Genomic DNA, 22,820 nt, shown 5'->3' with positions numbered 1-22,820 from the left:
TGCGTTAGCGCCGCTGCACCACGTCGAGATTGGCGATCCGGATAGGCGACCCGTCCAGCCAGGCCACCACTGATTCAACCGTGTCAGAGTAGAAGGCTCCCAGCATTTCTCGTGTGACGTAGCCCAGGTGAGGGGACAGCGTCACGTTTGGAAGCAGCCGCAGCCGATGGTCTTCCGGCAGCGGCTCGGTGTCAAAGACGTCCAGCCCGGCCCCGGCGATGCGCCCGGCTTCCAGCGCGGCCATCAGGGACGCTTCGTCGACGATCGGGCCCCTGGAGGTGTTGATCAGGTAGGCATGGGGCTTCATCAGTGCCAGCTCCGCTTCGCCGACCAGTCCTCGGGTGCGTTCCGACAGCACCAGATGAATCGAGACCACGTCTGAGGATTCGAACAGCGTGGCTTTATCGACCCGGCGCGCGCCCACGCTCGCGGCGTTGTCCTCGGTGAGATTTTGGCTCCACGCAATGACATCCATGTCGAAGGCACCGGCGTACCCGGCCATTCGTCGGCCGACTCTGCCCAGGCCGAGCAGCCCGAGCGTCTTGCCGGACAGGGTCATACCCGTGCTGGTCTGCCATCCGCCGCCACGCATGTGGTGATGCTCGTTGGCGAGATTGCGCACCGTCGCAATCATCAACCCCCAGGCGAGTTCCGGCGTAGCGTCGCGCATCGACCTGAATCGGGGATGGGCAAAATCCGAATGCGCTACCAGAATCCCGTGTTCGCCGGCGGCGGCGATGTCCAGGTTAGGCAGGCTCCTGCCGACGATCGTGATCAGCTTCAGGTTCGGCAGCCGCTCGATCAAGGTCCGCGGAAACGCCATCCGCTCTCGCATCGTGCACACCACATCGAACGGCCGCAGCGCGTCGGCGGCCTCGTCTTCAGTCAGGTGCCGGTCGAAAACGGTTATCTCGGCTCGCCTCTGCACCGGTGACCAGTCGGCAACCTTCAAGGCCACGCCTGCATAGTCATCGAGAATCGCTACTCTGGGCATGCGGTCTCCCCACTCCCGTGCATCGCTCACTGGAACATTACGTCGTGGAGGTCGCCAAGACCGCGACGACCTCGTCCGGATGGGGATCGCCACCCTCGCGATGGGTTTGCTCGCAACGCCGCTCGCACTCGGGATCCTGAAATCGCTGGTGCGTCGGCCCAGCCGCTGATGGGTGGTGGCTGCCCCCGCTCAGGCCGTAATCACCGGCGGGTAGGGCAGATTCGTGCTGCTGTGCGGATCGACATGCACCTGGCGACCGAGGTAGGGGAAAGCGCGTTGCGAACAGGCCGGCCGATCGCAGATCTTGCAGCCCGCACCGATCGGCACGATCGACTCGACGTTGGTCGGATCGATCCCGACGGAGTAGATGAGTTTCTCCGCATGGGCGACGTCGCATCCCAGTCCGATGGCGAAGGTCTTGTCCGGACCGAGATAGCGGCTCGGCTCGGCGGTCGTGGTCCTGGCGATCCAGAAATAGGTGCGCGCATCGGGCATCTGCGCGACTTGGGTCAGGAACTGTCCGGGCCGGGAGAACGCGTGGTGCACAACCCACAGCGGGCAGTTTCCGCCGACGCGGGAAAAGTGGAATGCCGTGGCGGATTGGCGTTTCGAGATGTTTCCCGCGCTATCGGTGCGGACGAAGATGAACGGTACCCCCCGCGCGCTGGGCCGCTGCAGGGTTGACAGCCGGTGGCAGATGGTTTCGAACCCCACCTCGAAACGCCGTGCCAGGTAATCGATGTCGTAACGGGAGCTTTCGGCGGTTTCGAGGAAGCTCAGGTAGGGCAACAACAGCGCGCCGGCGAAATAGTTGGCCAGACCGATGTGGGCTACGCCGCGTGAATCGTCGCTGAGCTGGTCGTCGCCGGCGATGATCGCGGAGATCAGTCGGCCCTGGGTGAGCAAGGCGATCTGGGTGGCGAGTTGAAAAGCGCGCTGGCCGGGATGAAGCCACCGGGCCAGGTACAGCACCTTCGATTCTGGCGCGAACAGGCGTTTGGAGTTGGGATCTAGCACCTGGCCGTCGTCGATCACGACCGTGACGCCCAACTTTGCGGCGAGCAACTCCGCAAGCTGACCATCGAGACCGCCGATGCGCAATCGGTTCTCGTTGAACAAGTGTTCGGCCGCGATGTCCAGTTCGCCGATGTAGTTCTTGCGGTCGTAAAAGAAGTCGCGGACCTCCTCGAAAGGCATTGGCTGCTGGGACGGCGCCGACGTGTCGACATTCGCGCGACTGTGCAGCGCTTCGAGCTCGGCGGTGGTGTCGTGCAGCCGCCGGTGCAGATTGACCAGCGTCTGACCGACCGCCGGCATCCGTGCGACCAGCTCCTCGACTTGCGCGGCCGTGGCAGACGTGTCGGCCAGAACTTCACGCAGATCCGACACCAAGCGGGCGTCGGACTCCGGCGCAAAGTAGTGCGTCGGCAGGTCGAACCGCTCGGTGAGGGTGAGTAGCACCGGGACTGTGAGCGGACGCTGATCGTTTTCCAGTTGATTGACGTAGCTGGTCGACAATCCCAGGACGCGCGCAAACGCCACTTGGGTCAGCCCCTGCTCCTCGCGCAAACGCCGCAACCGTGCGCCGGCGAACGTTTTCGCCACCCGTCACACAGTACGCCAGCGTCTTTCGCAAGGTTCGCAAAAACTGACGCGTCGGGACACAGAATTACGCTTTTACAGGGGATTTACCCAGTTTTGTGCCCTGCGTACTGTGTGACTTATGCGGATTCATGATGTGCGCACCCGGCGTAGTGCCGAGGACTTCCCTCGTAGTGAGCACCTGGCGTGGAAGATCGCCGAGGTCGCCGCGGACCCGGTCGCCGTGCCGGCGGAGACCGAGGCGATGGTGATCAACCGCATCATCGACAACGCCGCGGTCTCGGCCGCCTCGGTCACCCGCCGTCCGGTCGCCGCCGCCCGCGCGCAGGCGCGGGCGCACCCGTTTCAGGGCGCGAAGGTTTTCGGTATTCAGGGCGACTACTCCCCGGAGTGGGCGGCCTGGGCCAACGGCGTCGCCGTGCGCGAGCTCGACTTTCATGACACTTTCCTGGCGGCCGAGTACTCGCATCCGGGCGACAACATCCCGCCACTGGTGGCTGTCGCCCAGCACCTCGGGATCAGCGGAGCCGACCTGATCCGTGGCATCGCCACCGGCTACGAGGTCCAGATCGACCTCGTCAAGGGAATCTGCTTGCACGAGCACAAGATTGACCACGTCGCGCACCTGGGCCCGGCGGTGGCAGCCGGCGTGGGAACCATGCTGCGTCTGGACAAGGAGACCATCTACTCCGCGATCGGTCAGGCACTGCACTTGACGACGTCAACCCGCCAGTCACGCAAGGGGCTCATCTCCAGCTGGAAAGCCTACGCGCCCGCTTGGGCGGGCAAGGTCGCCATCGAAGCCGTCGACCGTGCCATGCGCGGCGAGGGCGCACCCGCCCCCATCTGGGAGGGCGAGGACGGGGTGATCGCCTGGCTGCTCTCGGGACCCGACCACACCTACCAGGTTCCGCTTCCCGAACCCGGCGAGCCTAAGCGCGCCATCCTGGACAGCTACACCAAAGAGCACTCGGCCGAATACCAGAGCCAGGCGCTGATCGACCTTGCCCGCCGGATGCGTGAGCGTATCGGCGATCTCGGCCAGATCGCGACGATCGTGCTGCACACGAGCCATCACACGCACCACGTGATCGGTGCGGGCTCCAACGATCCCCAGAAGTTCGACCCGGACACTTCCCGCGAGACGCTGGACCACTCGGTGATGTACATCTTCGCGGTCGCGCTGCAGGACGGGACCTGGCACCACGAAAGGTCTTACGCGCCGGAGCGTGCGCACCGGCCCGACACGGTCGAGCTGTGGCGCAAGGTCTCGACGGTCGAAGATCCCGAATGGACGCGGCGCTACCACTCCACTGATCCCGCGGAGAAGGCGTTCGGCGCCCGGGCCGAAATCACCCTGAAAAACGGTGAGGTCATCGTCGACGAGCTCGCCGTCGCCGACGCCCACCCGCTGGGTGCCCGGCCGTTTCAGCGCAAGCAGTACACCGGAAAGTTCACCGAGTTGGCCCAGGGTGTGGTCAGCGAGACCGAGCAGCAGCGCTTCCTCTCGGCGGCCGAGGCCCTTTCGGACCTGCAGGCCGGCGCTCTGGGTGCGCTCAACATCGCGATCGATCCGCTGGTGCTGGGCCAGGCGCCGACCATTCCCTCGGGAATCTTCCGATGAGCGGATTGATCGGCGGCGCCGTGCTGGCAGCGACCAAGCGGGAGCACTTCCGCGCCGCTCTGGAAAGTGGCCGGCTGCAACGGTTCCCGGGCGCGTTCTCACCGTTGGTGGCCAAGTTGGTCGCCGAGCTCGGGTTCGACGGCGTGTACGTGTCCGGAGCTGTGCTGTCGGCCGATCTCGGCCTGCCCGACATCGGCCTGACCACCCTGACCGAAGTCGGCGCCCGTGGAGCACAGATCGCCTCGGTCACCGACCTGCCCACCCTGATCGATGCCGACACCGGCTTCGGTGAGCCGATGAGCGCCGCCCGTACCGTGACCGTGCTGGAGGACGCCGGGCTGGCCGGCTGCCATTTCGAGGACCAGGAAAACCCCAAGCGGTGTGGGCATCTCGACGGCAAGGCCGTGGTGCCGGCTGCCGAGATGGCCAAACGGTTGCGTGCCGCCGTATCGGCTCGCCGGGACCCGAATTTCGTCATCTGCGCCCGCACCGATGCCGCCGGGATCGAGGGGATTTCCGCGGCGATCGACCGCGCCAAGGCGTACGCCGATGCGGGCGCCGATCTGATCTTCACCGAGGCCCTGCACACGCCGGCGGAATTCGAGCAGTTCCGCGCCGCGGTCGACACGCCTCTGCTGGCCAACATGACCGAGTTCGGCAAGTCGGAGCTGTTGAGCGCCAAGCAGTTATCCGACATCGGCTACGACATCGTGATCTATCCGGTGACCACCCTTCGGCTGGCCATGCACGCCGTCGAGGTCGGGCTTCGCGAAATCGCAGACAGCGGAACACAATCCGGACTTTTGGACCGCATGCAACACCGCAGTCGGCTGTATGGGCTGCTGCGCTACGCCGATTACAACCAATTCGGTTCCGAAATCTACAACTTCGCCCTCCAAGGAGTCGTGCAATGAGCGCCCTCGAAGACAATCGACCCCGCATCTATAAGGGCCTGGCCGGTGTCGTCGTCGACACCACCGCCATCTCCAAGGTCGTCCCGGAGACCAATTCCCTGACCTACCGTGGGTACCCGGTCCAGGACCTGGCGGCGAGCTGCAGCTTCGAGCAGGTTGCCTACTTGCTGTGGTTCGGCGAACTGCCTGACGACCAACAGCTGGCGTTGTTCACGCAGCGGGAACGCGCCGCCCGCGGGCTGAACCGATCGCAACTGTCGTTGTTGGCCAAGTTGCCCGACACCTGCCACCCGATGGACTTGGTGCGCACCTTCATCAGCTCGTTGGGCGCCGAGGATCCCCAAGAGGACGACAGCAGTCCACAGGCGAACTATGCCAAGGCGCTGCGGATGTTCGCGGTGCTGCCCACCATCGTCGCCGCCGACATGCGGCGCCGGCGCGGCCTGGAACCCATCGCCCCGCACACCCACATGAACTACGCGCAGAATTTCCTGCACATGTGCTTCGGCGACGTCCCCGAGCGGGTGGTGGTGGACGCCTTCGAGCAGTCGATGATTCTGTATGCCGAGCACAGCTTCAACGCATCGACCTTCGCCGCCCGGGTGGTCACCTCCACCCAGTCCGACATCTACAGTGCGGTCACCGCGGCTATCGGCGCGCTCAAGGGCCCGTTGCACGGCGGCGCCAACGAAGCCGTCATGCACGACATGCTCGAGATCGGCACCGCCGACATGGCCGCAGAATGGTTGCGGGGCAAGCTCGATCGCAAAGACAAAATCATGGGCTTCGGTCACCGGGTGTACAAAAACGGTGACTCTCGGGTGCCCACCATGAAGAAGGCCCTCAACCGCGTCGCGGCGGCACGCAACGGTCAGGTGTGGCTCGACATTTACGAAGTCCTGGAGAAGGGCATGGCGCAGGCCAACGGCATCAAGCCCAACTTGGACTTCCCGACCGGGCCGGCCTACCACCTGATGGGCTTCGACATCGGCATCTTCACGCCGATCTTCGTGATGAGCCGCATCACCGGGTGGACGGCGCACATCATCGAGCAGACTGCGTCCAACGCGTTGATCCGTCCGCTGAGTGAGTATGTCGGACCGCCGCAGCGCGCTCTATCGTAAAGATCGTGTTTGCGAAGGTACTGGTCGCCAATCGCGGGGAGATAGCGATCCGCGCATTCCGCGCAGCTTATGAACTGGAGATTGGCACGGTCGCGGTCTATCCCTATGAAGACCGCAATTCCGTGCATCGGCTCAAGGCCGACGAGTCCTACCAGATCGGTGAGGAGGGCCACCCGGTCCGCGCGTATCTGTCGGTCGACGACATCGTCGGGACGGCCCTGGCGTGCGGCGCGGATGCGATCTACCCCGGCTATGGCTTCTTGTCGGAGAATCCGGATCTGGCGGCGGCGTGCGCGGCGGCCGGCATCACCTTCGTCGGCCCGGATGCGGAGGTGCTCGAGCTCACGGGCAACAAGTCGCGGGCGATCGCGGCGGCGCGGGACGCGGGTCTTCCGGTGCTGGCTTCCTCGGCACCATCGACATCGGTGGACGAGCTGCTGGCGGCCGCCGAGTCGATGACGTTTCCGTTGTTCGTCAAGGCGGTCGCCGGCGGCGGCGGACGCGGGATGCGCCGGGTGGCCGACGCCGCATCGCTGCCAGAGGCGATCGAGGCGGCCAGCCGTGAGTCCGAGTCGGCGTTCGGGGATGCCTCGGTGTTTCTCGAGCAGGCGGTGATCAATCCGCGCCATATCGAGGTGCAGATCCTGGCCGACACTGCGGGCAACGTGATGCACCTCTACGAGCGGGATTGCAGTGTGCAGCGCCGCCACCAGAAGGTCGTCGAGATCGCACCCGCACCCGATCTGGACCCCCTACTGCGCCAACAGATCTGCGCAGACGCGGTGGCTTTCGCACGGAGCATCGGCTATACGTGTGCCGGAACGGTCGAATTCCTGCTCGATGAACGCGGCAATCACGTCTTCATCGAGATGAACCCACGCATCCAGGTGGAGCACACCGTCACCGAGGAGATCACCGATGTCGACCTGGTGTCGGCGCAGCTGCGGATTGCCGGCGGCCAGAGCTTGGAAGACATTGGTTTAAGCCAGGATTCGATCGTCCCGCACGGTGCGGCGCTGCAGTGCCGGATCACCACGGAGGATCCGGCGAACGGATTCCGCCCGGACACCGGCCGGATCACCGCCTACCGCACACCCGGCGGCGCGGGAATCCGGTTGGATGGGGGCACGACGCTGGGCGCCGACATCAGCGCCCACTTCGACTCGATGTTGATCAAGCTGACGTGCCGGGGTCGCGATTTCGCGACCGCGGTGCGCCGGGCCCGACGGGCGGTCGCGGAATTCCGCATCCGCGGCGTCTCGACGAATATCCCTTTCCTGCAGGCGGTATTGGACGACCCGGATTTTCAGGCCGGTCGCATCACGACGTCGTTCATCGACGAGCGCCCGCAGCTGCTCACCGCGCGCAGCTCCGCCGACCGCGGTACCAAGATCCTCAACTACCTGGCCGACGTCACGGTCAACAAGCCCCACGGTGAGCGTCCCTCGACGGTGTATCCGCACGACAAGCTGCCCGACATCGATCTGTCGACCGCGCCCCCGGCCGGCTCCAAGCAGCGGCTGACCGAGCTCGGGCCCGAGCGCTTTGCGGCCTGGTTACGCGAGTCGCGCGGCGTCGGCGTCACCGATACCACGTTCCGAGACGCGCATCAGTCCCTGTTGGCCACGCGGGTCCGCACCAGCGGGCTCATCAAGGTGGCGCCCTACATCGCGCGGACCACGCCACAGCTGTTGTCGATTGAATGCTGGGGAGGCGCGACTTACGATGTGGCACTGCGCTTCCTGAAGGAGGACCCGTGGGAGCGGCTGGCAACGCTGCGCGAGGCGTTGCCCAACATCTGCCTGCAGATGCTGCTGCGCGGGCGCAACACCGTCGGCTACACGCCCTACCCGGAGACGGTAACCACGGCCTTCGTCGAGGAAGCGACGGCCACGGGCATCGACATCTTCCGGATTTTCGATGCGTTGAACAACGTCGACTCGATGCGGCCGGCCATCGATGCGGTACGGGAGACCGGCGCGTCGGTGGCCGAGGTGGCTATGTCCTACACCGGTGATCTCGGCGATCCGGCCGAAAAGCTTTACACGCTGGACTATTACCTGAAGCTCGCCGAACAGATCGTCGATGCGGGCGCACACGTGCTGGCGATCAAAGACATGGCCGGCCTGTTGCGTGCACCGGCGGCAGCGACACTGGTCTCCGCGCTCAAGTCCCGTTTCGACCTGCCGGTACACGTCCACACCCATGACACCCCGGGGGGTCAGCTGGCGACCTATGTGGCGGCCTGGCACGCCGGGGCCGACGCCGTCGACGGCGCCGCGGCCCCCCTCGCGGGAACCACCAGCCAGCCCGCGCTGTCGTCGATCGTGGCCGCCGCGGCGAACACAACCTACGACACCGGGTTGTCGCTGGCGGCCGTCTGCGACCTGGAGCCGTATTGGGAGGCGCTTCGAAAGGTGTACGCGCCCTTCGAGTCCGGGCTTCCCGCCCCGACGGGACGCGTCTATAACCACGAGATTCCGGGTGGTCAGCTGTCCAACCTGCGCCAGCAAGCCATCGCGCTGGGGCTCGGTGACAGGTTCGAGGACATCGAAAACGCCTACGCCGGAGCCGATGCCATCCTCGGGCACCTCGTCAAGGTCACCCCGTCCAGCAAGGTGGTCGGTGACCTGGCGCTGGCGTTGGTGGGTGCGGGCGTCAGCGCGCAGGACTTCGCTGACGATCCCGCACGGTACGACATCCCGGATTCGGTGATCGGCTTCCTGCGCGGGGAACTCGGCGACCCACCGGGCGGGTGGCCCGAGCCGTTGCGCACCAAGGCATTGGAGGGGCGCGGCCCGGCGAAGCCGGAGCAGGCGCTGTCGGCCGATGACGAAAAGGCATTGGCCATGCCGGGTGTCGGGCGGCAGGCGGCGCTGAACCGGCTGCTGTTCCCCGGGCCGACCAAAGAACTCGAAGAACACCGCGAGGCATACGGCGACACGTCTGGGCTGAGCGCCAATCAGTTCTTCTACGGGCTGCGTCAAGGGGACGAACATCGCGTCGAGCTGGAGCGTGGTGTCGAGCTGTTGATCGGGCTGGAGGCCATCTCCGATGCCGACGAACGCGGCATGCGGACCGTGATGTGCATCCTCAACGGTCAGTTACGACCCGTCGTGGTGCGTGATCGCAGCATCGCTTCGGACGTGCCCGCCGCCGAGAAGGCCGATCGCGCCAACCCGAATCACATCGCGGCGCCCTTTGCCGGCGTCGTGACCGTGACCACCGACGTCGGCGCGGAAGTCGAAGCCGGCCAGACGATCGCGACGATCGAAGCGATGAAGATGGAGGCGGCGGTTACCACCCCGCAGGCCGGGAAGGTCGCGCGGATCGCGGTCTCGCAGACCGCACAGGTGGAGGGCGGTGACCTCTTGGTGGTGATCGACTAGCGGCGATCGCAAGCGCGGCGAAGCCGGGCGAAGCGGGTCGCCGCCATCGACTAGCGGCTGCCATTGATCAGGGCCGCGCAGCGCCAGTGTCTGCTGGTCCGGCTACGACAGCATCGGCGAGGCCAACTGGCATTTCCACCAGATGATCCACCGTGCCGCGCACTCGCCGCGATTGTTGAATCAGATCAAGCAGACCGCCCGAGTGGTGCCGAGCAATTTCCTCACCTTGTTCCCCGAGCACGAGAAGCACTCGCTCGACGAACACCAGGAGTTGCTGGACGCGCTCGGTGACAGAGACGCCAAGCGGGCCCGCACGATCGCCGAACGACACGTGCTGGACGCCGGCCGCTCGCTGGAGCAACGCCGCGTCGGCTAGCCGCTACCAGAACCGCTCAACCACCGCCGCCTGCTCCTCCGCCCGCCCCGGCTCCACCACCGCCGGTGGTTCCGCCTTGGCCCCCACCGGATGGCACCTGGGGCGACGGTGGTGGGGGCGCGGGAGCCGGGCTGGACGAGGTGGACGCCGGCGGCGCCCCAGGCGTATCGGCCGATGCAGTCGTTCCGGCACCCCAACCGACCCCGAGCGCCAGCATGGCGGCACCGCCGGCTAAAGCCATCGTCTTCCTCGCGTCAGATCTCATCGATGTCCCATCTCGTATCTCGGCTTGCTTTCAAGCCCAGGTACCCGTAATGGGCGTCCGCAATCGGGTCTTGAGGATTCGTCAGGTCAGTGCGGGCAGGACCTTGTCGGTGAGCAACTGCACCGACTTCCAGGCTTCGTCGACCGGCATCCCGCCGACCAGAGGGTGCATGACGAGCGGGCCGTAATTCTCCGCGTCGCGCACCTCCGCGATCAGCTGGCCGGGAGTCAGAAAGCGGTATCGTCCCGATGCCCTGACTTCGTCAAGCGTCTGGACCCCCGGCAAGTGCATGAGCGATCGCTGATCGGTCGACCATCGTCCGTAAGTTACTGCCTCCCACAGGATATGCTCACCCAGCTCCGCCCACGCCCGGTCGGGATCCTCGTGCAGGTAGATCATTCCGCGGTTGACCGGCCCCGGCATGAGGATGAACGGCGACATGCCGGCCTCGGCGCACAGCTCGCGGTAGTAATCGGCGATCTCGGGCAGATGGTCCGCCAAACTCAGCGGTAGCCGGAACCGGACCGCGCGGCGCGCCGTGGCGCGCGCGCCGCCACCGACGTACAGCGCTGGATGCGGCCGCGTCCAGGTGCCGGTGCAGATCCCGTCTTCTGAGTCATCGCCGGACCAAATGGCCAGCATGCGTTCGAGCAGGCTGTCCATCAGCGCGCCGCGCCGGCCGAAATCGACTCCAAGACCGTCATACTCGACTGCGCGGTACCCCAGACCCACCGTGGTGTGCAGGCGGCCGCGGCTCATGTTGTCGACGAGTGCAATGTCTTCGGCAAGCCGTGCCGGGTTCCACAGCGGGCCCAGTGCGCAATCGACGCTGGCAATCAACTTCGAGGTCCTGGCCAAGAACATTGCGGCGGCCATGATCGGGTTGCAGCTCCACCCGTGCCCGGTCGCATGATGCTCGTCGACGCTGATGGAGGTGATGCCGTGGGATTCCCCCCATTGGCCGAGCTCGAGCGCCGCGGACAAAAGCCTGCCCTGCGTGCGGGGATCTCCTTGCGGCGAAGCGAAGTTGAAGCGCAGCACCGTCAATAGCATCTACGGCCCCGTTTCACTACGCTTCCGGCCCGGCCGCCGCCTGCAGGAAGGCCGGAAAGTCCGGGAACAGAGCGCGGTCGACGATCTCGATGCGGGTGCCCGCAGCGTCGAGGTAATAGGCGAAGAGCGCTAAATCCGGCGGTGCGGTGTCGGCGGTCGCCTCGAAGGTAAAGCCGTTATCCTCCAATACTTTTGCCGTCTCAGCCAGGCTGTCGGTCCAGTAGCCGAGGTGATGGACCGAGTTGCCGGGTGCTGCCGTCCATGCCGTCCCCGGCACCTCCTTGATCAGTTCGACGTGCGGCGCCTGCAGCGAATAGACGAAAGTTGAAGTCACCTCTTGAGTTCCGCTCATCGTGCGAAAAGGCAAGGTGTAGCTCACCGGGCTGATCCAGCGGTAGCCGGCCAGCGCGCTCAGCCGGGCCATCGCCGCGTCGAGGTCCGGCACGATGATGCCGGTGTGATAGAAGTCCTCGGGTCGTAGTGCGAATGCCGTCATGCGTTCCTCGCTATCTGGTTGCGAAGCCAGGCGCTTTCCCAGAAATTCGTGCTGTTGGCGAGAAGCTTTTCATGCGCTTCCCGCAGCACGTCGCGGACCCCCGGATGGTCCGGGGGGACAAGCTGCGCAAGGTGAATGGCCTGCAACGCACGATCGGCGGCGAGGTGCGCCCGGGCTCGATCCACCAGCGCATCAGCGCCGGCCAGCTCGACCACGTCGGCGGCGACGGCATCGAATCCGACGGGGTACAGCTCGGTCGTCGATTCGTGGTGGAACCAGCCCGAGTAGTTCTCCCAGATGGCCCGCACATCCCAGGCCACTTTGCCGTAACCCTGGCCCACTTCGCATTCCGCGGGCAGGGCGATCTCCCGCATCAAGGTGCGGACGTCTTTGCCAGCGTTCATCCCCGCGACGGTCTGATCGTGGATGTATTGAATCGCGTCGCGCAGCCGAGTCAATTCAGCGTCGATACGTTCGGCGCCCTTGACCGGCTCGAAGTGACCGGTCACCAGCACCTCGGCCCGCAGGTCGCGGACCCGCTCAACCGACGCGATGGCCGTCAACGCATCCCGATAGCGGTCGCCGCGCATGGTGACGAGATTGGGAACGTGGCCAATCAGAGGGCCAAAAGTGTTTCCACACAGACAGATCCGCTCTTCGGGCAACCAGATCACCAGCGAGTCGGTGGTCTCGCCGCCGGGCACGGAGATCAACTCCATGCGACGGCCACCGACCTCCAAGCGGAGGGTGTCTTCGAAGTCGATGTCGACGGTGGGCACGCTCTGAGGGGCCAGCCGCGTGGTGCCCAGGCGCCGCTGGATGGCCTGGACACCGTCGGCCAGGGTGTCTTTGAAGGCGAACGCGCTGCGGTTGGCCCGGTACCGGATCAGACGATCGTTGTCGTTTCGCCAAGTCTTCCAATTCGCTTGAGCCACGACGGTTGTCTCGGGGTCACGCACGCTGTCCAAGCCACCGACATGATCCACATGGCCCTGCGTGAAGATGATGTAGCGCACCGGTGACGGGTCCACGGCGTCGAAGTTGGCGCGGTGGACCGGTCCCTCGAAGCCCATGCCGGTGTTGACGATCACCCGGCCTTCGGTGGTCGTGAGCAGATACGAGTTGGACAAGCCCGGCGAGCACCATATCCCCGGGGCGATCTCTTCGGCCTTCTCGGCCGAAGCCGGGCGCATCGCGTCGGCGCCCGGCCTGCTCCGGTAGACAGGTTCTGACATCGCTGGTGACTCCTTCATTCGGGACGCACGTCGAACTTGTCGAAGTAGAAGCCGAAGCGGCCGCGGAGTTCGTCGGCGGAGACGCCGAAGTGCCGCTGCAGTTCATAACGGACGCGGCCGTGTTTGCCGCGCGGATTTCCGTCGAGGTATCGCTGAAAGCGTTGTTGCACCTTGGGTGTCAGGTCGACACCCGCGCACCGGTAAAGCCTTTCGAGCACCTGCATTTCGTTGCCGTTGAGCTGGTGAAAGTTGATGTCGATGCTGCGTTCGAACGCCACTAGGTGGCGGTCACGTACGCATGCGCTGAGCAGCCGGTGCACCCGGTCGCTCCAATAGTCCAGCAGCCACTGCGGGTCAATACTGGTACGTCGCAACCGATCCGAGTACGCCATCATCGTGATCGCGGACTGGACCACCGAAACGGGGTCACGGTGGGTGAAAGCCACAGTCGCGTCCGGGAAAGTCGCCATCAGCGGGCCGAGTTGCTCGCAGTGCTGCGGACTCTTGAGCACCCACGTACGCGGCCCGCGCAGGAAGGTGAGCGCCTGCAGCACCTTCTTCATGTAGGCATAGTGCCGGGTCTGGTCGAGACCCAGGTAAAAATCGCGCCAGTCGGGCACGCGGGCATGCCATTCCAGAACGTAGGAGGCCAGATCGAGGTCAAGAAGCTCAACCTCCTCCTCGATCGCCTCGGGGAACCGGTCATGCATAGCGGCCACCGCTGGCGCGCTCGCCATCAACGCATCGTGTTCTGCCTTGGCCCGCGCGTAGCGGGGATCGATACCGAAGATGTCCGGGCCCTGCCCGCGGGCGGGGATGGGATCCTGGCTCTCCCAATACGGCAGGGCGCGCCGGCGCGGGTCGGCGGCAATGAGATTCACCAGATGCGTGGTGCCCGAACGCGGCATCCCCACGACGACGAATGGCTTTTCGATCGGGATGTATTCAATCTCGGGATAACGCTGGATGAGTTCGTTGAGCGACAACCGGTTGCGCAGCAGGCGAACGATCCGTTGGCGCAGCGAGCCGCGGGTGAGCCGCCGCAGGCCTTCGTCGGCTTCGATGGCCCCGACGTGCGCGCGGAGGCGGTCAGCGAAGCCGTCGGTGTCGTCGAGGTCGGCGGCTCCGGCTGCCAGGCCGGCCTGCTCGACGGCCTCCGCGAGCATCCGGTCGATGCCGAGGTCGACGGGCTCGGCTTCGGTGAATTCCAGGATCCGGCGCTGCACGTCGGTCAGCTTGGGCGACGTCAAATCGGCGAAGTCGATGTCGTCCACTGCAGAACCCACCGGAACCCCTCTTCGACGCGTCAGGTGAGGAATATGACACAGACGCTAGACGCGGTGCAGACGCATCGTTCGGCCACCTCGCCGGCGGTCGCGCTACAGGTTGGCCAGATCGTCGGGAACGTCGACCTTGTGTTCTTGCAGCGCTTCCAGCGGTACCACCTCGAGGGTGCTCTCGTGAGTTGCCGCCAACACCACCGGCGCGGCACAACCGTCGTGATGAGCGCGCAGCCAGTTCAGTGCGGTCACGCACCAGCGGTCGCCCGGCAGCAGGCCAGGGAACCGATACTCGGGTACCGGCGTCAGCAAGTCGTTGCCGATGGAACGCTGGTGCTCCAGGAATTCGGCGGTCATCACCGCGCAGATGGTGTGCCGCCCGAGGTCCTGGGGGCCGGTCGAGCAACAACCGTCGCGGTAGAAGCCGGTCAGTGGGTCTGTGCCGCACGATTCCAGCGGACCGCCTAACACATTTCGATCAGGCACCCCTTCAGTATTGCGCTCCCAGGGGCGAATTTTTCAGCGATTGCGCCGACTCCGTTGTCAGGTTTTTCCGGCTCGGGTTGCGACGCCCGCCCATGTGGACGGCCGGACTTCGGGCGTGTTAACTCGAATCGATGTCGATGCCGCCCAACCAGCCTCCGAACGCGCCCGGTGAGCCACCCTGGGGATGGCAGCCGCCCGGTTACGGGCCGCAGCCGAACCCGCACAACCCACCGCCGCCACCGGGGTATCCGCCCCCGCAGGCTTACCCCGGACACGCGGGCTATCCGGGCCATTCCGGTTACCCGGGCTATGTCGACCCGCAGGCACCCTTTGGCCGCGACCAAACTACGGGCCTGCCGCTGTCGGATAAGTCCGCCACCACCGCCGGCTTGCTTCAGCTCTTCCTTGGCTTGTTCGGGATCGGCCGCTTCTACATCGACTCGACTCAGATCGCGGTGGCGCAGCTGTGCGTCGGTTTGTTCGGAGTCCTCTTCAGCCTGTTCTGTCTTGTCGGTCTCCCAGTTCTGCTCGGCAGCATCGTTTGGGCCATCGTCGACGCGATATTGATGTTCACCGGCAACGTCAAAGACAACCACGGTCGCAAGCTGCGATAGGCGTCCGACCGCTCGCCGTCAGCGGGCACCTTTGATCGGTTGTCCGACAAGGGATTTGGCGTGCGTTCGGGCCGCATTTTAACTTCGTCTGCGGGTATGACGGTGTGGGCTCGCCGATCGCCGTGGTCACGGATTGGTCACGATGACGAGGACACGACGCCGATGACGGCACCGTAACGATCGTCATCTGAAGTCGTCGCGACGCGCTGAGCAAATCCCAGGGAAATCGCCCCGAAAACTTATCGTCACATCGTGGAACGACGTACGGCCCTGAAACTCCCACTGTTGCTGGCGGCGGGCGCCGCAGTTGCCCGGATGCCGCGGGCTTCCGCTGAGGAAGCGGGCCGGTGGTCACCCGAGCGCGCCAACCGTTGGTATCAGGCGCAGGGCTGGCTCGTTGGAGCAAACTACATTCCGGCGAACGCCATCAACCAGTTCGAGATGTTCCAGCCCGACACCTTCGATCTGCGGCGCATCGATACCGAGCTTGGCTGGGCGCAGTTCTACGGCCACAACACCGCGCGGGTGTTCCTTCATGATCAGCTCTGGGCGGCCGATCAGCGCGGCTTTCAAACGCGCCTTGGGCAATTCGTCGACATCGCCGCGCGCCATCGCATCAAACCGCTACTCGTTTTCTTCGACTCCTGTTGGGATCCGCAACCGCGCGCGGGACGCCAGCGCGCGCCGAGGCCCGGCGTGCACAACTCCGGCTGGGCGCAGAGCCCGGGCGCCGACCGCCTCGGTGATCCGAAGTACATCCCGGTCATGCATGACTACGTCACCGCGGTGATGACCCAATTCCGCAACGATGACCGGATTTTGGGCTGGGACCTGTGGAACGAGCCCGACAACCCCGCGCGCCAGTACCGCAACGTCGAACGAAGTGACAAAGAACAACTGGTCACCAACCTGCTCCCCCAGGTCTTTCGCTGGGCTCGGGCGGTGGACCCCAGCCAGCCGCTGACGAGTGGTGTGTGGCGCGGGGATTGGGGACAACCGCAGGGCCGCAGCGCAATCAGCGACATACAGCTCGCCAACGCCGACGTGATCACCTTCCACTCCTACGCGGGACCCGCTGGGTTCGAGAACCGGATCAATGAGCTCACTCCGCTGGGTCGGCCGATCCTGTGCACGGAATACATGGCACGCCCGCAGGGCAGTACCGTCCAATCAATTCTGCCGGTGGCCAAGCGTCACAACGTCGGCGCTATCAACTGGGGCCTGGTGGCCGGCAAGACCCAGACTTACTTCCCGTGGGACTCATGGGATCACCCCTACACGTCGGTCCCGAAAGTGTGGTTCCACGATCTGATCCGGCCCGAGGGGCGGCCGTTCCAAGACATCGAAGCGCTGACGGTTCGAAAGCTGGCCGGTAGTCAGACCTGATCTTTAGGTTGCGAGCTCCCTGAAACGTCTCGGCCAGGCCGCTGACACCAACCCGCCGTAGACCTTGCGGTAGTAGGGTTGTACCAGTTCAGAAGGGGGCGGCGATGCTCGTCGGTGTTTGTCGGCCACTGGCGGCGCCATGCAGCTGACGAACCTGAGCGAAGCGGAGCTGATCGCGTCGGCCGGCGGTGATCCGTGGGCGATCAATCAGAGCTTGCAGTCCGGCAGCCCGTTCCAGATATCCCAGCTGGCGGAGGCCTTTCATGGCGCGGGCCGCCACACCGCCGAGGCCGATCATGCCTTCGAGGAAGCCCGGAAACGTTTCGCCGCATCTTGGAACCACCAGGATGGTGGCCACCCCATCAACGACTCCGATGAGGTGCAGCGGGTGACTAAATCCCTTGGCGCACAGTCCGACCAACTGCCCAAGATCGGCGCCGAGTTGGAAAGCATCGCCGCCGCGTTGGCCGACGCGCAAAAGCAAGGTGCTCAAGAGATCGCCACCCTGGAAAGTGAGCTGCGGGGACTCGACAGACTCATCGGCGCGATAAAGGAGGATTTGAAGCTCGACCTCCCCGCGACGGAACGCGACAAACTGCAGAAACTCATGAACGCTGCGCACGCCGACGCCGTGGACGACGTCCGCGATGCTGTCAAGCAGATGAATTCAATCCGCAACGCCTACTCAGACACCTTGCGTAAAACAATGAGCGCTCTGCATACCGACGGCTACGACCCTCCGACAACCGTCGACACCTGGATGGAAAGTCCGCTGAAGCCGGGTGAGGCAAGAAACCTGGGCCCGATCGCCGGAACCGGAGGTATCCCAGGTATCCCGGGGATCGGGGCGGCGGACTTGGGGGAAGTGGTCGAGGTGCCCGGGCAGAACGGACAGCCCGCAAAGCTGTTCGCGATCTTTGGGGATTCATTCACCGGGGATAAGGCTTACGACGGCAAGCACTACCCGTCGGTGGCCGTCCCAGTCACCTTCGACGCCGAGGGCCGTCCCCATTTCGGTGCGCCGCTGACTGGGCAAGACGGCCAAAATGCCTTGTTCCCACCGCCGCCTGAGGCAGCCGGGACAAACACACTGCCAGCCGGAAGCATCCGCATGAGTGACGGGACCACCTACATGATGGTCGCGGGGACCGACAAGCTGAATCCCACGGGCGGCTCATGGCTCGTCAAGGTGACCAATGATGCTGGCCAGGGATGGAAACCGATCCCGGGATCGTGGCGCCCCTGGACACCCAACCCTCCTAATCCGAATGACCCCATTCACCCGGGGACCAGCGCAACAAGCCAGCCCACACAGATCAGCGGTTTTCAAGCCAAAGACGGCACGGTGTACATCGCTGCCGACTCGTTCGACCGAACCCGAGGCGTGACCATGTACCGCGTCGACCCCAACCACGTCACCGAGCGCCAGTTCTGGCAACCCTGGAACGGAACCGGCTGGGGCCAACCCGGTGAACTCGCCAACACACCGATCAGCCGCACACCGTTCGGGGAACTCAGTTTCAGGGAAGTCGGCGGCCAGGCGGTGCTGTCGGGCTTCAACCAGGGCACTGGAAACGTCGAGGTGCGAGTGGCGAACGACCCCACGAAAGTATTGAGTGTTGGACCGACAGTTGTTGCACAGCAGAGCAATCCGCAAGGGCCGAACTTTGTACCCCAGAACTACGGTGGATTCATCCTTCCTGGATCAACGCTGGATAAGCTGAATCTTTTCGTGAGTCAATGGGATACAAATACCAATACTCCTTACAACACCCAGGAGTTTCAGGTTAATGCGAACCACTAACCCGCCCGCCGATAGGGTCAAGATGATCAACAGGACGCTCGCTGTCGCTGCCGGGATAGTCGGCGCTATGGTGTCCAGCTGCAATGCCCGCGCCGACGCGCCTGCTTTCCCCGACATGAGCGGGTACTCACCCGTGAACGTCGCGGATTACACGATAGGGCTTCCCAACACGGGCCGCACAGCTCTCAATACGGTGTATTTCCTTACCCCCGATGGCATCACGTGCGATTTCTTCTCCGGAGAGGCGCAGTGCACGGGCAATAACTTTCCCGCTATCCCGCCAGCCGCCGGAACCGGCACGGTGAACGCGATCGGGACCACCTCTGGGCTTACACAATCCGGCGACCCGATTGCCGCTAACAATCAGGTCTACGGACACCCTTTGAAGACTCTGCCCCCCTTGCATTCCATCACCGTAAATGGCGTCATATGCGGGGTGGACAACTCAGGCACCACCGCATGTAAAGACCCCCAGGGCCGCGGCTTCGTATTGTCACCGCGCGGGTCCCGCTGGCTGCCTCACGTGTGATTGCCGACGAGGCGGCGCGCGGCTGGCTTCACCGTCCGTGGCGGCGATGGTGAAGGAACCCAAACGGGTTGGTGCAGAGTGCCTTACGACGCTGCGAAGTCACCGACCGCTGTCATCTTGTTGCCGTCCCAGGCGGTGGCGAAACCGCCCGCGTTATATGAGCAATTCAGGATGATCGCTCGGTGGGGTGGACTTTGCATCCACATATCGAGGGCCTTGTTGGGATTCGCGGCGGACCCGGTTGCCCAGAAGACGATCTCACCCGAGTACCTGCTTCTATAACCCGCATCCGTGATACGCACCTGCGGCGACGAGCCGTCCGAACCGATGTGTCCGCTCACCCCGCTGCGCAGCATATCGTCGGCGTGGCGCTGGGCCGCCTCGGCCAAACGCGGGTCATCGCTGATGGCCCCGCAGCCCTGACGAAGCTGGTTGATGCCGCTGTACAACACGGTCCCCGAATCGTCTGCGCGCGCTGGGAAGCCGGGCGCGGCGCCGGGAACCGTTACCAGGACAGTACACATCGCGAAGACGGCGATGATCTCGACTTTCTTGGCCATGACGCCTCGTGCCGTGCGCTCGTTGTACTGCTTTTGATACTCAAATGTTATCCATTGTCGACCCGGTACGATCGCGAATCGCAAATCCGTCCGCGGCGCTCGGCTGCTACTCGCCGATGCGGACTCAGGCTCGAGCCGCTCCTAATGACCGACGTTGTGAACTAGATCGATGGCGTACTGGTTCACGAAGTTTCCGGCCGGCGGATCACCTTTGCCGCACGTCCCGTCGGATTCACCCGGACGTTTGATCCACAAGTAGGCGTCGGCATGCGCTCCTGCGGTAGCCGCAGTAGGCGGAGTGCCCAGTGCTCGGCCGCTGGGATTACACCAATTGAGATCGGAGTCGGGTGCCGGTCCTGCACCATTGCGCGACGTGTCGACCACATAGTGCGAACCATTCGTGAGGCCCGAAATCGCCTCGCCGTAACCGATTTCGTCCTCGGTGGTGAAAAAGTTCGCAGTGTTGACGCTGAAACCCCGCGCGTGACTGACACCCGCCTGGTTGAGCCTGGCGGCCATGTCCTCGGCCGTGTGCCAGCGCAGGTGACCCGCGTCGACGTAGACGGCCGCGTTCGGATCGCCGCTCAGCGTGTCGACGGCGTAGCGGACCAAATCGAAGCGCTCTTGGCGCTGATCACCCGACAGGCAGTCGGCCATGGCGAGCGCATCGGGTTCGACGATGATCGCCACCCGCGAGGTGCCCGTGCCGGATGCGATGCCGTCGATCCACGCGCGGTAGTCGCCGGCCGACGCCATACCGCCCGCAGCAAAGCTGCCGCAGTCGCGGTGAGGGATGCCGTAGATGGCCAGGACCGGGATGGCGCCCGCGGCATTTGCATCGCCGACGTACTTGCCGACGGTGCCCGCCGACGACCCCGGGACGATCCAATACGCCTGCGGTGTGTTGGCGATGGTAGTCAACTCGGGGCTCGGCGGGTCGGCGCTTTGTGCGGCGCGCATAGCGGCCGACGTCGGGTTGACGTAGAACGGCGCTCCCACCAGTGGGTCGCCGTCGGTGACCAGGCGCACCGGCACCGAACGAACCTGCACCGGGTCGGCCAGAAACCCCAGGCCGGCGACTGCCGCAACCGTAAGCAAGGGGGCGATCCAGCGCGCGACTGCACCAGCAGCTGAGAACTTCACCTCAGGGAAGTTAGTGGTTCGCAAGCATCGAGCGCCAATCGTGGACGGCCCGACTCGCACGTGCGGTCATTCGGACGATGGCCACGGCCATCCGCTTACATGAATCCGCCCCCGGGACCTCCACCCAGGCGACTGGCCGCAAAGGCTGCGCCCTGGTCGATCACTGCCATGTTGGTCGAATACGTGTCATGTGCGGCGAAGTTCATGCCTTCAGAGCAGATCGGGTCCTGGGCGGCGCACACCTGGATGGTCTTGGCCTGATAGAGCGGGCCGATGGTGACCGGTGGCTCGCCGAAGAAGTTCATCGCCTTCTCGTTGGGCAAGGCGAAAAGCACAACCGAGGAGACGTGGTTGGCCACGTCCGGATCCAACGGTTTGGGCACGGCCGCAGGATCGATCCCGTTCGGTACGACGGGCGAGGTGACGAAGCCCATCACGGCCGCGCCTTGCGAATAACCGCCGAGCACCATTTTGGTGTTGGGACAGTCGCGCGCCATCGAAACGACGTGTGCCCCCGCGTCTCTGACGCCGGCCTCCCCCGCGTTCGTCCAGTCATGCGTGGCTGGATAGTCGACGGGATAGACGTCGAAGGACTTCGCGCCGATGCGCGAGTGCAGGGAGTCGACGAATGCCTGCCCGGTCGGGCCGAGGCCGGGTGGATCGTCGGTGCCCCGGGCGAACACCACCTGCACGTCCGGACATGGATCGGCGGAGGCGGCGGGTATGGCGGCTACGAGGCCACAAGCGGCAGCGCCCGAGATCGCGGCTGCCGCAGGAGCAAGCAGGCGAGGGCCGTGACGTGCGATCATGCCGCTGTTTGCCCAAAAACGTGATTTCTAAACCACGGCTTTTGCGGCGGCACGCACGCGTCGATCAGCCGGCTTCCGGCAGGACTACCCGGGGTTCGGTGCAGTTATGGCGGTGGCGGAGGGATTTGAACCCTATTCAGCTACCTGCCCAGGAAGCTGAAATTGTGACTAGCTGCGGAAAAGCATCACAGTAGTTCACATCAGTTAACTGTTACTGTGGCCAAATTGTGGCCAACTTGTGGCCATTGGCCTTTGGCGGCTTGCCCGCGACAGGGTTTAGGCAGGCCCGATATCAACAGCAAACACAAGCAACCTCTACGGCCATGCATGCAGCATGACAGCGGAGGGCAGGGCGATCGACCGGCTGCTTAAGAGCTGTGTGCAGCGGCCATCCACTGCTCGACGTCGGCGCGACGGTACATGATGCGCCGGCCCAATTTGAAAGACTTTGGGCCGCCCTCGCCGGTGCAACGCCAATACCGCAGCGTGGCCGGATTTGTCCGAGTCATCTCGGCCACCTCGGCGAGCGTGAGTATGTCGTGGTCACCGAGGGTCGCGGACGTCCCAGACTCTCGGTACACGGCAGATTGCTCGCTCCCGCAGCGGAGTTCACCGGATGGTTTGCGTGGCAAGCGAGTAGGCCGACCCGACACCAGACTCTCCGCGATTGACAGGAGGGCGTACGTGCTTGCTAGTTTCCACGGCGATGTATGGGCCGGGTCGATGCGGTTCGCGGCGTGTACAGCCTTCTCGTACCACTCCATCGTCACCCCTTATATTTCTTGGGTTTCGCTTGCGAGGCTCGGTGACCTCATCGAACCGTTTGGATTCGCAGTGCCAGCACCGGTCCTCGGCTTAGGTGGCTCAATGCCAGGCCCATACGTTGTTCGCATGCCGTGAACCCATGGCGGCGACCGCTTATTCTGCACCGTAGCTGCGGTCGGCCAGACGGGGCGCGCCGAGCCTGGCCCTGCGACTGGGCGGTCCTTGAATTGGACCCGCGCCGCCGCTGATAACTGCTCCAACAACCAACTTCGCAGTACCAACAAATGTGGGCCGAATTGCCCTTGCCCGTTCAATCAACGTAATAACATCCCGTGAGGTGCGCCAGGATGAGGTCCGATCCGGTTCAACATG

General features: G+C 64.5%; 19 protein-coding genes and 1 pseudogene. 9 read left to right on the top strand and 11 right to left on the bottom strand.

The genetic code is table 11. The annotated features are described in order from the left end of the window. Positions 1-4: 4 nt before the first annotated feature. Both AC5Y4H_RS00335 and AC5Y4H_RS00330 read right to left on the bottom strand, forming a co-directional pair. Positions 5-994, bottom strand: a complete 990-nt coding sequence (locus tag AC5Y4H_RS00335; RefSeq protein ID WP_499978086.1) for a D-2-hydroxyacid dehydrogenase family protein — start codon at positions 992-994, stop codon at positions 5-7. Positions 995-1,183: 189 nt separating this feature from the next. After that, positions 1,184-2,599, bottom strand: a complete 1,416-nt coding sequence (locus AC5Y4H_RS00330) for a short-chain fatty acyl-CoA regulator family protein (protein ID WP_499977569.1) — start codon at positions 2,597-2,599, stop codon at positions 1,184-1,186. 118 nt (positions 2,600-2,717) lie between these two features. Between AC5Y4H_RS00330 and prpD the strand changes: the two genes are divergently transcribed. From prpD to AC5Y4H_RS00305, 5 genes and pseudogenes are all read left to right on the top strand, one after another. Next, complete coding sequence (gene prpD, locus AC5Y4H_RS00325) at positions 2,718-4,220, top strand: 2-methylcitrate dehydratase PrpD (protein ID WP_499977568.1); 1,503 nt, start codon at positions 2,718-2,720, stop codon at positions 4,218-4,220. Then, entirely contained in the window at positions 4,217-5,134 is a 918-nt protein-coding gene (prpB, locus tag AC5Y4H_RS00320; protein ID WP_499977567.1) for a methylisocitrate lyase, read from the top strand. The genes prpD and prpB overlap by 4 nt, the downstream gene beginning before the upstream one ends. Then, the gene (locus tag AC5Y4H_RS00315; protein ID WP_499977565.1) at positions 5,131-6,258 is read left to right on the top strand and encodes a bifunctional 2-methylcitrate synthase/citrate synthase; all 1,128 of its coding nucleotides are present in this window, start codon (positions 5,131-5,133) and stop codon (positions 6,256-6,258) included. Before prpB ends, AC5Y4H_RS00315 begins: the two co-directional genes overlap by 4 nt. Before the next feature lie 5 nt (positions 6,259-6,263). Then, positions 6,264-9,647 (top strand): pyruvate carboxylase, encoded by a 3,384-nt coding sequence (locus tag AC5Y4H_RS00310; protein WP_499977563.1) that lies wholly within the window; start codon positions 6,264-6,266, stop codon positions 9,645-9,647. Between the two features lie 88 nt (positions 9,648-9,735). After that, positions 9,736-10,023 (top strand): annotated as a pseudogene (locus AC5Y4H_RS00305) (FCD domain-containing protein); the annotation flags it as partial. Positions 10,024-10,369: 346 nt separating this feature from the next. On the opposite strand, the gene AC5Y4H_RS00300 reads toward AC5Y4H_RS00305, so the two are convergent. The 5 genes from AC5Y4H_RS00300 to AC5Y4H_RS00280 form a co-directional block, all read right to left on the bottom strand. Continuing rightward, positions 10,370-11,341, bottom strand: coding sequence for an LLM class flavin-dependent oxidoreductase (locus tag AC5Y4H_RS00300; RefSeq protein WP_499977560.1), 972 nt, complete (start codon positions 11,339-11,341; stop codon positions 10,370-10,372). 16 nt (positions 11,342-11,357) lie between these two features. Beyond that, on the bottom strand, positions 11,358-11,837 hold the full coding sequence (locus AC5Y4H_RS00295; protein ID WP_499977559.1) for a VOC family protein: 480 nt from the start codon (positions 11,835-11,837) through the stop codon (positions 11,358-11,360). Continuing rightward, complete coding sequence (locus AC5Y4H_RS00290) at positions 11,834-13,072, bottom strand: MBL fold metallo-hydrolase (RefSeq protein ID WP_499977557.1); 1,239 nt, start codon at positions 13,070-13,072, stop codon at positions 11,834-11,836. Before AC5Y4H_RS00290 ends, AC5Y4H_RS00295 begins: the two co-directional genes overlap by 4 nt. A gap of 14 nt (positions 13,073-13,086) precedes the next feature. Next, positions 13,087-14,358 carry a sulfotransferase family protein gene (locus AC5Y4H_RS00285; RefSeq protein WP_499977556.1) on the bottom strand — a complete coding sequence of 424 codons (1,272 nt, stop codon included), beginning with the start codon at positions 14,356-14,358 and terminating at the stop codon, positions 13,087-13,089. Between the two features lie 93 nt (positions 14,359-14,451). Then, complete coding sequence (locus tag AC5Y4H_RS00280) at positions 14,452-14,838, bottom strand: DUF2237 family protein (protein WP_499977554.1); 387 nt, start codon at positions 14,836-14,838, stop codon at positions 14,452-14,454. A 131-nt stretch (positions 14,839-14,969) separates the two neighbouring features. Between AC5Y4H_RS00280 and AC5Y4H_RS00275 the strand changes: the two genes are divergently transcribed. The 4 genes from AC5Y4H_RS00275 (at position 14,970) to AC5Y4H_RS00260 (ending at position 19,171) form a co-directional block, all read left to right on the top strand. Continuing rightward, a complete protein-coding gene (locus tag AC5Y4H_RS00275; protein WP_499977553.1) occupies positions 14,970-15,452 on the top strand; it encodes an NINE protein in 483 nt (160 codons plus the stop codon). Positions 15,453-15,704: 252 nt separating this feature from the next. Further along, positions 15,705-16,838, top strand: a complete 1,134-nt coding sequence (locus tag AC5Y4H_RS00270) for a cellulase family glycosylhydrolase (protein WP_499977551.1) — start codon at positions 15,705-15,707, stop codon at positions 16,836-16,838. A 139-nt stretch (positions 16,839-16,977) separates the two neighbouring features. Further along, positions 16,978-18,642, top strand: coding sequence for a putative alpha/beta hydrolase (locus tag AC5Y4H_RS00265; protein ID WP_499977550.1), 1,665 nt, complete (start codon positions 16,978-16,980; stop codon positions 18,640-18,642). A gap of 115 nt (positions 18,643-18,757) precedes the next feature. Next, entirely contained in the window at positions 18,758-19,171 is a 414-nt protein-coding gene (locus AC5Y4H_RS00260) for a hypothetical protein (RefSeq protein ID WP_499978085.1), read from the top strand. A gap of 83 nt (positions 19,172-19,254) precedes the next feature. On the opposite strand, the gene AC5Y4H_RS00255 is transcribed toward AC5Y4H_RS00260, so the two are convergent. From AC5Y4H_RS00255 to AC5Y4H_RS00240, 4 genes are all read right to left on the bottom strand, one after another. After that, positions 19,255-19,731 (bottom strand): CAP domain-containing protein, encoded by a 477-nt coding sequence (locus AC5Y4H_RS00255; protein ID WP_499977548.1) that lies wholly within the window; start codon positions 19,729-19,731, stop codon positions 19,255-19,257. Positions 19,732-19,872: 141 nt separating this feature from the next. After that, on the bottom strand, positions 19,873-20,874 hold the full coding sequence (locus AC5Y4H_RS00250) for a glycoside hydrolase family 6 protein (RefSeq protein WP_499977547.1): 1,002 nt from the start codon (positions 20,872-20,874) through the stop codon (positions 19,873-19,875). A gap of 95 nt (positions 20,875-20,969) precedes the next feature. Continuing rightward, complete coding sequence (locus AC5Y4H_RS00245; RefSeq protein ID WP_499977545.1) at positions 20,970-21,683, bottom strand: cutinase family protein; 714 nt, start codon at positions 21,681-21,683, stop codon at positions 20,970-20,972. Positions 21,684-22,051: 368 nt separating this feature from the next. After that, on the bottom strand, positions 22,052-22,447 hold the full coding sequence (locus AC5Y4H_RS00240; protein WP_499977543.1) for a helix-turn-helix transcriptional regulator: 396 nt from the start codon (positions 22,445-22,447) through the stop codon (positions 22,052-22,054). Positions 22,448-22,820 lie beyond the last annotated feature (373 nt).

The sequence above is a fragment of the Mycobacterium sp. NGS58 genome, from assembly GCF_059812385.1.
The sequence above is the reverse complement of the archived record's forward strand: the minus strand, read 5'-3'. Positions and strand labels throughout refer to the sequence as shown.

What these genes read in the sequence shown, in the direction of transcription:
- AC5Y4H_RS00245 (WP_499977545.1), bottom strand. Translation starts at nt 21,683, where the DNA reads ATGATCGCACGTCACGGCCCTCGCCTGCTTGCTCCTGCGGCAGCCGCG.
- AC5Y4H_RS00240 (WP_499977543.1), bottom strand. Translation starts at nt 22,447, where the DNA reads ATGGAGTGGTACGAGAAGGCTGTACACGCCGCGAACCGCATCGACCCG.
- AC5Y4H_RS00275 (WP_499977553.1), top strand. Translation starts at nt 14,970, where the DNA reads ATGTCGATGCCGCCCAACCAGCCTCCGAACGCGCCCGGTGAGCCACCC.
- AC5Y4H_RS00255 (WP_499977548.1), bottom strand. Translation starts at nt 19,731, where the DNA reads ATGGCCAAGAAAGTCGAGATCATCGCCGTCTTCGCGATGTGTACTGTC.
- prpD (WP_499977568.1), top strand. Translation starts at nt 2,718, where the DNA reads ATGCGGATTCATGATGTGCGCACCCGGCGTAGTGCCGAGGACTTCCCT.
- AC5Y4H_RS00290 (WP_499977557.1), bottom strand. Translation starts at nt 13,072, where the DNA reads ATGTCAGAACCTGTCTACCGGAGCAGGCCGGGCGCCGACGCGATGCGC.
- AC5Y4H_RS00260 (WP_499978085.1), top strand. Translation starts at nt 18,758, where the DNA reads ATGAGCGGGTACTCACCCGTGAACGTCGCGGATTACACGATAGGGCTT.
- AC5Y4H_RS00295 (WP_499977559.1), bottom strand. Translation starts at nt 11,837, where the DNA reads ATGACGGCATTCGCACTACGACCCGAGGACTTCTATCACACCGGCATC.
- AC5Y4H_RS00315 (WP_499977565.1), top strand. Translation starts at nt 5,131, where the DNA reads ATGAGCGCCCTCGAAGACAATCGACCCCGCATCTATAAGGGCCTGGCC.
- prpB (WP_499977567.1), top strand. Translation starts at nt 4,217, where the DNA reads ATGAGCGGATTGATCGGCGGCGCCGTGCTGGCAGCGACCAAGCGGGAG.
- AC5Y4H_RS00335 (WP_499978086.1), bottom strand. Translation starts at nt 994, where the DNA reads ATGCCCAGAGTAGCGATTCTCGATGACTATGCAGGCGTGGCCTTGAAG.
- AC5Y4H_RS00300 (WP_499977560.1), bottom strand. Translation starts at nt 11,341, where the DNA reads ATGCTATTGACGGTGCTGCGCTTCAACTTCGCTTCGCCGCAAGGAGAT.
- AC5Y4H_RS00265 (WP_499977550.1), top strand. Translation starts at nt 16,978, where the DNA reads ATGCAGCTGACGAACCTGAGCGAAGCGGAGCTGATCGCGTCGGCCGGC.